General features: G+C 64.5%; 13 protein-coding genes and 1 pseudogene. 10 read left to right on the top strand and 4 right to left on the bottom strand.

Translation table 11 applies throughout. The features are described from left to right. A pseudogene (locus CQ14_RS48085) lies at window positions 1–52 on the bottom strand (hypothetical protein); the annotation flags it as partial. A gap of 126 nt (window positions 53–178) precedes the next feature. Here CQ14_RS48085 and CQ14_RS05110 point away from each other — a divergent pair. From CQ14_RS05110 to CQ14_RS05090, 5 genes are all read left to right on the top strand, one after another. Further along, window positions 179–652, top strand: coding sequence for a hypothetical protein (locus tag CQ14_RS05110; protein ID WP_057856916.1), 474 nt, complete (start codon window positions 179–181; stop codon window positions 650–652). A 96-nt stretch (window positions 653–748) separates the two neighbouring features. Next, window positions 749–1165: an NUDIX hydrolase gene (locus CQ14_RS05105; protein WP_057856846.1), complete on the top strand. Its 417-nt coding sequence runs from the start codon at window positions 749–751 to the stop codon at window positions 1163–1165. Window positions 1166–1208: 43 nt separating this feature from the next. Next, window positions 1209–1586, top strand: coding sequence for a TIGR02301 family protein (locus tag CQ14_RS05100; RefSeq protein WP_057856845.1), 378 nt, complete (start codon window positions 1209–1211; stop codon window positions 1584–1586). Between the two features lie 5 nt (window positions 1587–1591). Next, the gene (locus tag CQ14_RS05095) at window positions 1592–2230 is read left to right on the top strand and encodes an HAD family hydrolase (protein ID WP_057856844.1); all 639 of its coding nucleotides are present in this window, start codon (window positions 1592–1594) and stop codon (window positions 2228–2230) included. Between the two features lie 153 nt (window positions 2231–2383). Next, the gene (locus CQ14_RS05090; protein ID WP_057856843.1) at window positions 2384–2650 is read left to right on the top strand and encodes a hypothetical protein; all 267 of its coding nucleotides are present in this window, start codon (window positions 2384–2386) and stop codon (window positions 2648–2650) included. Window positions 2651–2800: 150 nt separating this feature from the next. Here CQ14_RS05090 and CQ14_RS05085 read toward each other — a convergent pair whose 3' ends face one another. Further along, the gene (locus CQ14_RS05085; RefSeq protein ID WP_057856842.1) at window positions 2801–4135 is read right to left on the bottom strand and encodes a dihydroorotase; all 1335 of its coding nucleotides are present in this window, start codon (window positions 4133–4135) and stop codon (window positions 2801–2803) included. 138 nt (window positions 4136–4273) lie between these two features. Here CQ14_RS05085 and ygfZ point away from each other — a divergent pair, with 138 nt between their 5' ends. The 5 genes from ygfZ (at window position 4274) to CQ14_RS05060 (ending at window position 9888) form a co-directional block, all read left to right on the top strand. After that, window positions 4274–5155 carry a CAF17-like 4Fe-4S cluster assembly/insertion protein YgfZ gene (ygfZ, locus tag CQ14_RS05080; RefSeq protein WP_057856841.1) on the top strand — a complete coding sequence of 294 codons (882 nt, stop codon included), beginning with the start codon at window positions 4274–4276 and terminating at the stop codon, window positions 5153–5155. Beyond that, window positions 5152–5778 carry a DNA-3-methyladenine glycosylase I gene (locus CQ14_RS05075; RefSeq protein WP_057856840.1) on the top strand — a complete coding sequence of 209 codons (627 nt, stop codon included), beginning with the start codon at window positions 5152–5154 and terminating at the stop codon, window positions 5776–5778. Before ygfZ ends, CQ14_RS05075 begins: the two co-directional genes overlap by 4 nt. Beyond that, window positions 5775–6386: a YfbR-like 5'-deoxynucleotidase gene (locus CQ14_RS05070; protein WP_057856839.1), complete on the top strand. Its 612-nt coding sequence runs from the start codon at window positions 5775–5777 to the stop codon at window positions 6384–6386. The genes CQ14_RS05075 and CQ14_RS05070 overlap by 4 nt, the downstream gene beginning before the upstream one ends. 93 nt (window positions 6387–6479) lie before the next feature. After that, window positions 6480–6986, top strand: a complete 507-nt coding sequence (locus tag CQ14_RS05065) for a tyrosine phosphatase family protein (protein ID WP_057856838.1) — start codon at window positions 6480–6482, stop codon at window positions 6984–6986. 175 nt (window positions 6987–7161) lie between these two features. Then, a complete protein-coding gene (locus tag CQ14_RS05060; RefSeq protein WP_057856837.1) occupies window positions 7162–9888 on the top strand; it encodes a DUF2339 domain-containing protein in 2727 nt (908 codons plus the stop codon). A gap of 4 nt (window positions 9889–9892) precedes the next feature. Here CQ14_RS05060 and CQ14_RS05055 read toward each other — a convergent pair whose 3' ends face one another. Both CQ14_RS05055 and CQ14_RS05050 read right to left on the bottom strand, forming a co-directional pair. Next, window positions 9893–11581 (bottom strand): methyl-accepting chemotaxis protein, encoded by a 1689-nt coding sequence (locus tag CQ14_RS05055; protein WP_057856836.1) that lies wholly within the window; start codon window positions 11579–11581, stop codon window positions 9893–9895. Between the two features lie 188 nt (window positions 11582–11769). Next, window positions 11770–12003: a DUF6894 family protein gene (locus tag CQ14_RS05050; RefSeq protein ID WP_057856835.1), complete on the bottom strand. Its 234-nt coding sequence runs from the start codon at window positions 12001–12003 to the stop codon at window positions 11770–11772. Between the last annotated feature and the right edge of the window lie 37 nt (window positions 12004–12040).

Raw genomic sequence — 12040 nt, 5'->3', positions numbered from 1 at the left:
TAGGCTGCTCGATGTAGCCGAAGATCTGCCGAAGCGCCGCCGGTGGCGAGGTNAATAACGAAACGTCCGCACATTATCTGATCAACTCAGGCTTCTGTTTAAGGGGTGTTAACCCACCATGTTAACAGTGGAATGGATGAATGTTACGGCCGCCACAGAAGTGCGATCCGATCGCCCGATGCCGCCACCGACGACGGTCCGTATAGACGAGGCCCGGGCGGAGCAATTGCGCGCGGCCAACATCAATCCCCGCACCGGGCTCGCCACCGACTACTTGAATCATTTCAACGAAGCCATCATGCTGCTCGAAATGGTTCCGGACATGCCGGAATGCGCGGAGGATTTTCTCACCTGGACGCCGCTGTCCTACGCCGAGCATTTCTGGGCCTCCAACTTCAAGGCCCGCGACCTCGCGATCGAGGCCTATGAATGCGCCGACCCCAAGGTCCGGGCCGATTTCGACAAGCTCACGGCCACCATGACGTCGATTCTATCGGCGGTGGGCAAGGCGATGCGCGAAGCCCAGCAGGACAAGACCCGCTCCACGCTGGCCGAGCAGGCCACTGCCTGGGTCAAGCCGCTGGTGGCGATGGCCGGCGGCGTCATCAACGGCAATTCCGATACCGATATCGAATCCGCGCTGACGAACTAGCCGCCTTGCACCTGGCTCCAGCCCGGCTTGCAATTAGACCTGCGCTGACCGATCGGGCATGATCGTTCCACAGGAACCTGCTTACCGGATCGCCCCTTGACTGCCCCTCTCCAGCCAACCCGCCCCCAGCTCGCCGTCAGCGGCGCGATTTTTCGCGACGGCAAGGTCCTGCTGGTCCGCCGCGCCCGCTCGCCCGGCAAGGGCTTCTATTCGCTCCCCGGCGGCCGGGTCGAATTCGGCGAATCCCTGCACACCGCGCTTCACCGCGAGGTGGACGAGGAAACGGGGCTCAGAATCGAGATTTTGGGCCTCGCTGGCTGGCGCGAGGTGCTGCCCGGAGCCGGCGGCGGGCACTATCTGATCATGTCATTCGCGGCGCGCTGGACCGCCCGGGAGCCGGTCCTGAACGACGAGCACGACGATTTCAAATGGCTGGCCCCCGAGGGGCTCGGCGATCTCAAGGTCACCGGCGGCCTCCTGGAGGTCATCGAGGCGGCCCGGAAGCTGGTCTAGACGCCTTGCTTCGGGCGTCCCGAGGGGGCATATCGGCCCTCAAATGCTCAAGCACGCCCTCGCCGCCCTCATCCTGATTTCGGCATGCCATCTGGCCCCGGCGCGGGCCCAGGATGCGGCCGCGCCGTTTGACGGCGACCTGCAGCGGCTGGCCGAGATCCTGGGCACCCTGCATTACCTCCGGGGCATTTGCGGCGCCAATGAAGGGGCGAAATGGCGCAACGAAATGCAGGCGCTGATCGACGCCGAAACCCCGTCCGGCGACCGCCGCGCCCGCATGATCGCCGGCTTCAACCGCGGCTATAACGGCTTTCAGCAGACCTACCGGACCTGCACCCCGGCAGCTACGGTCGCGATCCGCCGATATATTGAGGAAGGTTCAAAGATCTCGCGCGACCTCACCGCGCGCTACGCGAACTGAGGGCCATGGACGCAATTTATTTCGACCTCGACGGGACGCTGACCGACCCCAAGCTGGGCATTACCCGCTCGATCCAGTACGCGCTGCAACGGCTCGATCATCCCACGATCCCGACCGCGGACGAACTGACCTGGTGCATCGGACCGCCGCTGCGCTCGAGCTTTGTGAAATTGCTCGGCGGCGATCATGCCGCCGACCGCGCGGTGGTGCTCTACCGCGAGCGATTTTCCGACATCGGCCTCTACGAGAACGGCGTGTATGACGGAATCGACGAGGTGCTGACGGCCCTCCGCGCGTCCGGTCACCGCCTGTTCGTCGCCACCAGCAAGGCGCACGTGTTCGCCGAGCGCATCATCGACCATTTCGGATTGCGCAAGCACTTCGAGCGCGTGTTCGGCGCCGAGTACGATGGCACCCGCGCCGACAAGTCGCATCTGCTGGAATACGCGCTGAAGGAAGTCGGCGTCGATCCGTCCAAAACCCTGATGATCGGCGACCGCAGCCACGACATGGTCGGCGCGAAAAACAACGGCATGAAAGGCATCGGCGTGCTGTACGGCTACGGCAGCCGCGACGAATTGCTGGGCGCGGGCGCGCACCATGTTTGCGCGACGCCGGGCGCGATTCTCGGCTGCATTTCCTGAAGCCGGCGACCTCGCGGAACCGCCGCCGCAAATATCAACAGCGCCGTTAACCGTTCCTAAAGATGTGGTCTAGGCGCACCCGCACCGCGTGCTACAGCTTATCGCGTTAGGATGCGTTCCGCCCTGGTTCGCCCGCAGATTTCGTTGAGCTTCATGAGCCGCCCAGCCGCCTTCCCGATCGCCCACGACCCTCTTCCCGATCTCGAACAGAAGCGAACTGCGCTCGGTTACCTCAGCGAAGCCTGGGCGGAAGCGCGGCATGACGGCGTCGATGGCGACTGCCTGGCGCAGGCGAGCCTGTTCACCGCACTGACGGAACTGGTCTCGACCTATGGCGAGGACGCGGTAGCGAAGTTCGCGGACGGTCTGTCGGCCCGCGTGCGCAACGGCGAGTTTTCGCTGGCATTGGCGAAGCAGTAACGCACTCCGCGGTCATCGCCCGGCTTGACCGGGCGATTCAGTACGCCGGGGCCTCTCGATTCAATCGGCAACNATACTGGATCACCCGCCCCAGTGCGCAATTGCGCACAAGGCGGGTNGATGACACTTGGTATCGGATAAGGCCGCACCCTACGCCTTCAACGTCTCCAAAAACCGCACCGGCTCGCCGGTGGACGGCGTCGTCACCTCGCCCTGCCACATCACGCGCTTGCCGCGGACGAAGGTGCCGACCGGCCACCCGGTGACGCGGACGCCGTCATAGGGCGTCCAGCCCGCGCGCGAGGCCACCCATTTATTGGTGATGGTCTCCGTGCGCTTGAGGTCGACGATGGTGAAATCGGCATCATAGCCCGCGGCGATGCGGCCCTTGCAGGCGATGTTGTAGAGCCGCGCGGGGCCGGCGCTGGTGAGATCGACGAAGCGCGCCAGCGACAGCCTCCCGGCATTGACGTGGTCGAGCATCAAGGGCACCAGCGTCTGCACCCCGGTCATGCCCGAGGGCGAGGCCGGATAGGTCTTCGCCTTTTCCTCCAGCGTATGCGGCGCATGGTCGGAGCCGAGCACGTCGATGATGCCCTGCTCGATGCCGTACCAGATGCCCTCCCGGTGATCGGCCGAGCGCACCGGCGGGTTCATCTGCGCCAGCGTGCCGAGCCGCTCGTAGCATTCGGGCGCGGCCATGGTCAGATGATGCGGCGTCGCCTCGCAGGAGGCGACGTCCTTGTGGTCGCGCAGATACTCGATCTCCTGCTTGGTCGAGATATGCAGCACATGGATGCGTTTTCCCGTTTCGCGCGCGAGATTGACCAGCCGCTGGGTCGCCATCAGCGCCGCGGTCTCGTCCCGCCATATCGGATGCGAGCGTGGGTCGCCCTCGACGCGGATCGGCTTGCGGTCGTTGAGGCGGTATTCGTCCTCGGCGTGAAAGGCGGCGCGGCGGCGGATCACCTGGAAGATGCGCCGCAGGCTTTCGTCGTCCTCGACCAACAGCGCGCCGGTGGAGGAGCCGATGAACACCTTGACGCCGGCACAACCCGGCGCGCGCTCCAGTTCAGGCAGATGGTTCACATTCTCGCGGGTGCCACCGATGAAGAACGCAAAATCGCAATGCATGCGATGATGGCCGGCCTTGATCTTGGCAGTGAAGGTCTCCTCGGTGACCGTGAGCGGATTGGTGTTCGGCATCTCGAACACGGCAGTGACGCCGCCCATCACGGCGCTGCGCGAGCCGGTCTCGAGGTCTTCCTTGTGCGTCAGCCCGGGCTCGCGGAAATGCACCTGCGTGTCCATCACGCCGGGCAGGATGTGCAGCCCCTTGCAGTCGATGGTCTCGCCGGCGGAGGCCTGTCCGAGCCCGCCGATCGCGGCGATCCGGCCGTTGGAAATGCCGATGTCGCGGACGCCCTCGCCGTCCTGATTGACCACGGTGCCGGATTTTAGAATGGTATCAAATCGTTGATTCATCGGTCCTCGACGCCTGCTTTAAGGCTCTCGTACAGGGCTTGTTGGCGGCACCTTAGCGCCTTAACTTCGCATGGGATATCCGTCGCCTGCGTTTTCCCAGGAACTTCAGATAAGCACCAAAAGAGGCCGTTTTAGCTTATGAAAGCAGCGTTTCTTCCAGACCGGGGCGTGGTCAAGGTGAGCGGCGAGGATGCCCGCAACTTCCTCAACGGCCTCATCACCACCGACGTCGCGCTGCTGCAGCCGGGCCTTGGCCGGTTCGGCGCGCTGCTGACGCCGCAGGGCAAGATCACGACCGACTTCCTGATCACCGAAGCCCCGGAGGGTCATGGCGGCGGTTTCCTGATCGATGCGCCCCGCGCGCTGGCGCAGAACCTCGCCGACAAACTCGGCTTCTACAAGCTGCGCGCCAAGGTGGCCGTGGAGAATATTTCCGACAGCATGGGCGTGCTGGCGGCGTGGGACGGCGAGCCCGCGATGAAGCCCGATCTGGCTTTTGCCGATCCCCGGCATGAAGCTCTCGGCTGGCGCATTCTCGTACCAGAAGATCTCAAGCAGAAGGTCGCCGATGTGATCGGTGCCGCTCTCGTCGACAGCGAGGCTTATGAGGTCCATCGCATCGCCCTGGGCGTGCCGCGCGGCGGGCTCGATTTCATGTACAGCGACGCGTTCCCGCATGAGACCAATATGGACCGCCTGCACGGCGTCGATTTCGACAAGGGCTGCTATGTCGGCCAGGAAGTGGTGTCGCGGATGCAGCATCGCGGCACCGCGCGCACGCGGATCGTGCGCATCACGCTCGAGGATTTCTCGCCCGAGACCGGCGTCGCCGTTCTCGGCGGCGACAAGCAGCTCGGCACCATGGGATCGACCGCCGGCGGCCACGGCCTCGCGCTGCTCCGGATCGACCGCGTGGCGGATGCGCTCGATGCCGGACTTTCGTTGACCGCCGGCGGCCTTGCGATCCGGCTGACCGATCCGAACGACGTTCGCATCCCACCGAAGCAGACCGTCGCATGAGCAAATCTGCGCGCCTGCACCCTGACGGCAAGCTGCGGTGCCCGTGGCCCGGCGAAGACCCGTTCTACATGGCCTATCACGACACCGAATGGGGCGTGCCCGAATATGACGACCGCGCGCTGTATGAAAAGCTGATCCTCGACGGCTTCCAGGCCGGGCTGTCGTGGATCACGATTTTGCGCAAGCGCGAAAACTTCCGCAAAGCGTTCGACGATTTCCAGCCCGAGAAGATCGCGCGCTACAGCGACAAGAAAGTCCATGCGCTGATGAACGATGCTGGCATCGTGCGCAACCGCGCCAAGATCGAGGGCGCCGTCAACAGCGCCAAGGCCTACCTGAAGATCATGGAAGAAGGCGCGGGCTTCTCCAAATTCCTGTGGGACTTCGTCGACGGCAAGCCCGTCGTCAACCAGTTCAAGACCACCGCGAGCGTACCGGCCTCGACGCCGGTCTCGGTCAAGATCTCGAAAGAGCTCGGTGCGCGCGGCTTCAAATTCGTCGGTCCGACCATCGTCTACGCCTTCATGCAGGCCACCGGCATGGTCAACGATCATCTGGTCACCTGTTTCTGCCACGAGAGCTGCAGCGGCAAGCTGCGCAAGCCCCGCCTCAAGGCCAAATGACGCCGCGAAAATCGTCAGAAGTCGCCACCCGGGCCTGGCAGCGGATGCTGTCGGGGCGGCGGCTCGACCTGCTCGATCCCTCCCCGCTCGATATCGAGATCGCCGACATCGCTCATGGCCTGGCGCGCGTGGCGCGCTGGAACGGGCAGACCAGCGGCGCGCACATCTTCTCCGTGGCGCAGCACACGCTGTTGGTCGAAGCCGTCATGCGCGAGCAGATGCCACGCGTCGACGCCCGCTTCCGGCTCGCCGCGATGCTTCACGACGCTCCCGAATACGTCATCGGCGACATGATTTCGCCGTTCAAGGCCGTGCTCGGCGGCGACTACAAGGTGGTGGAGAAGCGCCTGCTGGCGGCGATCCATATTCGCTTCGGCCTGCCGCCTGTTATCGCCGACGAAATCACCAAGGCCATCAAGGCGGCCGATCGCGGTGCCGCCTATCTCGAAGCGACCCATCTGGCAGGATTTTCGGTCAGCGAAGCGAAGCGCCTGTTCGGCAGGGACCCCGGTCTGCCCGAGGCCACCGTGCGCGACTACCTGACGCCCTGGACCGCAGCGCGGGCCGAGAAGCAGTTTTTGGCGCGATTTACGCTGCTGCTCGGGTGAACGGAGCCCGCAATCCTGCTTTTACCGCCCCACCCGCGGGCCTATAATTGCGATAAAACAGGCCCTTCCAGGGAAACGCTTCGAAGGAACGCCATGCTTCACGTCTGCTCGCTTGCCGCACTTCCCGAGACCGTCAGGGCGACCGGCGCCAGCCACATTCTCACCGTGATGGCCAATGTCGATCAGGTGCTGCGCCCGGCTTCGATACTGGAGGCCAACCATCTGAGGGTGTCGATGGACGACATCACCGAGCAGATGGATGGCTTTGTCGCGCCGTCGGAGCAGCACATCGAGAGGGTCTTGAATTTCGTCCGAGGCTGGGACCGCAGCGCGCCGATGGTGGTGCATTGCTATGCCGGCATCAGTCGCTCGACGGCGAGCGCCTTTGCCGCCGCCTGCGCCCTCAATCCGCACCGCGACGAGATCGAGATCGCCCGGCAAATCCGCGCCCGCTCGCCGATTGCTTCCCCCAACCGGCTGATCGTCAGCCTCGCCGACAGGGCGCTGGGGCGTGAGGGGCGCATGCTGCGCGCGCTGGACGAAATGGGGCCGGGCAGCATGACGGTCGAGGGACGGCCATTCCAGCTCGATCTGGAATAGAATCTGCGCGCTCCTGCGCCGCATGGCGCGAAAAGGCCATATCCTTTGCAGCGCAGCGTGCGACAGTGCCGGCCGGGCGTGATTTGAACTTTTAGCGAACAAAGACGCACACAGGATTGCAACCGGGCTGCGGACGTGGCCGGTTAACGGTTTGATGCGCCCGCCTGGAGGCCCGATGTTCGACGACCCCTTCGTTTTCTTCGCGCTCGTGATAGCGATCGTCGCCCTTATCTTCGCGCGAAAGGCCATGAACCAGGTTGCGGCGCTCCGCGCGCGGCTGGACTTGATGCAGAAACTGGCGACGGCCGCCGCTGCCACCGCCATGCCGCCGCCGCTCACATCGCTGCAGGAATTCGAGCAAAGCCTGCCGCCCTCTTCGCCCGGCGTCGTACCGGAGCCGCCGCCAATCACTCCGGACATGGAATCCGTCGCCCCCGCCGCCATCCCTGACACAACAGAGCAAGCCGCGGACAAGCCAGCGGCAGCAGCACCACCGCCGCCGCTCCCGCAGCCCGATCGAGGCTTCGAGGAAACGATCGGCACCCAATGGGTGGTGTGGGTCGGCGGGCTGACGCTGGCGCTCGGCGGGTTCTTCATGGTGCGCTATTCGATCGAGGCCGGCCTGCTCGGCCCGGGCGTGCGCACGATTCTGGGCGGCCTGTTTGCGCTGGCCCTGCTGCTGGCCGGCGAATGGACGCGCCGCAAGGAGAGCGTGTCTTCCATTGCAGCACTCCCGATCGCCAATATCCCGGCCATCCTGACGGCCGCCGGAACGGCAGTGGCGTTCGCCACGGTGTACGCTGCCTATGCGTTGTACGGCTTCCTGGTGCCGGCCACCGCATTCATTCTGCTCGGGCTGGTGGCGCTGGGCACGCTTGCCGCGGCGCTGCTGCACGGCCCGGCGCTCGCCGGTCTCGGCGTCGTCGGCGCGTTCGTGACGCCTGTCCTGGTCTCATCAGGCAAGCCGGACTTCTGGGCGCTCTACATCTATCTCGCGATCGTCACTGCAGCCGCTTTCGGCCTTGCACGTGTCAGGCTGTGGCGCTGGCTCGCGGTCACCACGATCGCGTTCGCGCTGCTGTGGACGTTCCCCTGCCTGCAATGCGGTCCATCGATGGTCGGTCCACACGCGTTCCACGTGCTGGCTGGTTTCATTCTCGCCGCATTGCTTGTGGTGTGCGGTTTCATGTTCGGCCCACCCGCTAACGAGGGCGAGGTCGAGCCGATCTCGTCCGGCTCGTTAGCGGCCTATTTGCTCGGCGCGACCCTGATCGTGCTGGGCAGTTTTCATGCCGATACCGCGATGATCGTGTTCGGGCTGCTGGTGGCCGGCAGCCTCGCAGTTGCCTGGCGCAGCGATGGCGCCGCCGGCGCCGTCGGCGCCGCCGCTGCGCTGGTATTTGTCGTGTTCGCCGAGTGGGCCGTTCGCGCCAATCCCGACATGCTGGTGCTGCCCGGTGGGCCGTTGCCAGGGATTGGGCCGAACGTCACAGACGGATCGGTGTCGCTGCACCTGATCTCAGCCGCGATCTTCGCCGTGGGCTTCGGCGTGGCGGGATTCCTCGCGCAGAGCCGCTCTGTGGGGCCGGTCATACCGGTGATCTGGTCGGCCGCGGCGGTCTTCACCCCGCTGGCGCTTCTGGTCGCGCTCTACGCCCGTATCGCGCATCTCGACCGCTCGATTCCGTTTGCGATCCTCGCGGTCGCGCTCGCCGCGGCCTATGCGGCCGCGACCGAGATCCTCAGCAAGCGCGAGGACCGCCCGGGATTGCAGGCCTCGATCGCGCTGTTTGCGACCGGCACGCTCGCCGCGCTGGCTCTGGCGCTGACCTTTGCGCTGGAAAAAGGCTGGCTCACGATTTCATTGGCTTTGATGTCGGCAGGCACCGCCTGGATTTCGACACAGCGGCCGATCCCGTTCCTGCGCACGCTCGCTGCCATCCTCGCCGGCATCGTGGTGCTGCGGATCGCTGACGATCCGCGCATTGTCGGTTCCGCGGTCGGTACCACGCCGATCTTCAACTGGCTGCTGTGGGGCTACGGCATTCCGGCGGCATCGTTCTGGGCCGGCAGCATCTTCCTGCGCCGCGGCGGCGACGACGGGCCGCTGCGAACGGTGGAATCGGCGGCGATCCTGTTCACGGTGCTGCTGGCGTTCATGGAAATCCGCCACGCCGTCAATAATGGCGATGTGTACCGGCAGAGCGCCGGCCTCACCGAAGTCGCGCTGCAGGTCTGCGTCGCGTTGGCGATGGCGATCGGGCTGGAGCGTCTGCGTATTCGCACCGGCAGCGTCATCCACAATGCCGGCGCGATCCTGCTCACGGCCTTTGCCGGCCTTGCGACGCTGTTCGGGCTGTTGCTGCTGGAGAACCCGCTTCTCTGGACGATCGATGTCGGCGGCGTCATCATCAACCTGCTGCTGCTCGGCTACGCCCTGCCCGCGGTTCTCGCGCTGCTATTGTCCTATGCCGTCGCCGGACACCGTCCGGTCGCCTATGCCAACACGATCGCGGGAGCGGCGCTCATTCTCGCGCTGGCCTATGTAACGTTCGAGATCCGGCGGCTCTACCACGATTCGTTCATCGCCGAGGGTCCGACCACCGCCGCCGAGCAATACACCTATTCGATCGCATACCTGGCGTTCGGTGTCGTGCTGCTCGGGATCGGCATCCTCTTCAACTCAGAGCGCGCGCGGCTGGCTTCCGCGGTGGTCATCGGGCTGACGATCCTGAAAGCCTTCCTGATCGACATGTCGACATTGACCGGCGTCTATCGCGCGCTGTCCTTCATGTGCCTCGGCCTGGTGCTGGTGGCGATCGGCTGGCTGTATCAGCGGATCCTGTTCCGCAGACAAGCGGCCGCGCCGCCACCTGCGCCGGCCGTTTCCTCAGGGAGTTGATCCGTCAGGCAGCGCGCACCGACTCCAGGAATTTGGCAACCTCGACCTTGAGACGGTTGCTGTCGCCTGACAGCAACTGCGCCGCGGAGAGGACGTGCGACGAGGCAGTCTCGGTCTCGGTCGCGCCGCGCTGTACGTCGGTGATGTTGGCGGAGACCATCTGCGTGCCCTGCGCCGCCTGCTGCACGTTGCGGGAAATTTCCTGCGTGGCCGCGCCCTGCTCTTCCACGGCAGCCGCGATCGCCGAGGAAATTTCTGACAGCTTTGCAATGGTGCCCGATATCTCCTGGATGGCGTTTACCGAATCCTGTGTTGCCGCCTGGATGCCGGTGACCTGCTGGCCGATCTCGCCGGTTGCCTTTGCGGTCTGCTCGGCCAGCGCCTTCACCTCCGACGCAACGACCGCAAAGCCGCGGCCGGCCTCGCCGGCGCGCGCCGCCTCGATCGTCGCGTTGAGCGCGAGCAGATTGGTCTGGCCTGCGATGGTATTGATCAGCTCGATCACGTCGCCGATGCGGGCAGCTGCCTTCGACAATTCGCCGACACGATCGTTGGTCCTTGCAGCCTGATCCACCGCATCGCTTGCCATCCGTGCGGATTCCTGCACCTGCCGGCTGATCTCATTGACGGAAGACGCCATCTCCTCGGTGGCGGATGCGACCGACTGAACGTTGGTGGAGGCCTCTTCCGAGGCTGACGAGACGGTGGTGGCGAGTTCCTGCGCGCGCTCCGCGGTCGAGGTCAGGGTATCAGCGGAAGCCTCGAGCTCGGTCGAGGCGGAGGAAACGGTTTCGACGATCTCGCCGATCATGGTTTCGAAGTCCCGCGTGATGCTGTCGACGCGGCGACCGCGTTCGATTTTGGCCTCTGCATCGCGCGCAGCAGCTTCATCGGCGGCCTTCTTGGCGATCAGCGCATCCTTGAACACCTGCAAGGCGTCGGCCATGACGCCGATCTCGGTCTTCTCGCCGCGACGCGTCACTTCGGCGGTCAGATCCCCGCCTCCGAGCGCCTGCATCGGCTGAACGATGGCGGTAATCCCGCGCGAGAGATCGCGAACGAGATACATGCCGACGCCGACGCCGCAGATGATGACGCCAGCGACGATGCCCAGGACGATCCAGAATGCGAAATTATAACCTTCCGCGGCCTGCCTGGTCGCGGTGTTCGAGCCCCTGTTGTTGAGATCGATGGCCTTTTCCAGGAATCCATCGGATTCGGCGGCGATCACCGCAACCTTCTTGGAGATGGCCTCGCTCGCCTCATGCGGAATCCGCCCGATGCTCTGGCGCGACAGCTCGATGACTTCCTGAACGCCGGTGATGTACCTGTCCCAGGCGCGCGCCCAGTTGTCGTAGATCGAGCGCTCTTCGGCAGAGGTAATCAGCGACTCGTAAGCCTTGCGGTCCTTCGCGATCCGCTCGAGGATGCCGGCCAGCCGCTTGTCGTTGGCGGCCTTCGCCTCCAGCGTTTCCGCCATCACATGGGCGCGCAGCGCAATACGGAACAGGTTGATGTCGGCGCGCAGTTCGCCAAGCACGCGGACGCTCGGCAGCCAGCTTGTGGCGATCTCCACCGTGTGGGCGTTGATCACCTGCATGCTGCGGATTGCCAGCAGCCCCATGCCGGACATTGCGATGAGCATGAATGCGATCACCGCGATGACCTTGGCGCGGATGGAAAGTGCGGACATGGCTAGCTCTCTCAAGCGTTGGAGATAGGCGCCGCTGAATTATGAGGAACCGCCGTCAAATTTCGATGCGCCGGGAATATCCGGCAATCGTAGCCCATCAGGTTCCAAGCGATGGTTAACTGGAAGCTCAGTAAAATTACCCGGATGCGTAAAACTACCCGGATACAGGCGCGCGTCGCGATCGCACGCTAATTGATGGACTCGGCGACCAGGCGAATCCTGAATACCGGCTTCTTGGCTTCGTCCAGAAGCTCCATTTGCCACTCGGCGTTCTGTTTCAGGCTGCGTGAAAGGCTGCCGAGAAGGTTGCCGCAAACCTTGGTCATCTCGGACCAGGCGGCCTCGCGGCTTTCGAATTCGGACCCCTGATCAGATGCGCCCGTATAGCGACCATGGCTGATCCGAAAAAAATACAGCGGCATGATTGTTCTCATGTGTTGGACCGCCCCGGCCTTCCCC

The organism is Bradyrhizobium lablabi (assembly GCF_001440475.1).
Taxonomy (GTDB): domain Bacteria; phylum Pseudomonadota; class Alphaproteobacteria; order Rhizobiales; family Xanthobacteraceae; genus Bradyrhizobium; species Bradyrhizobium lablabi.
Note: the sequence above shows the minus strand (reverse complement) of the source record. Positions and strands in the feature narration are given on the sequence as shown.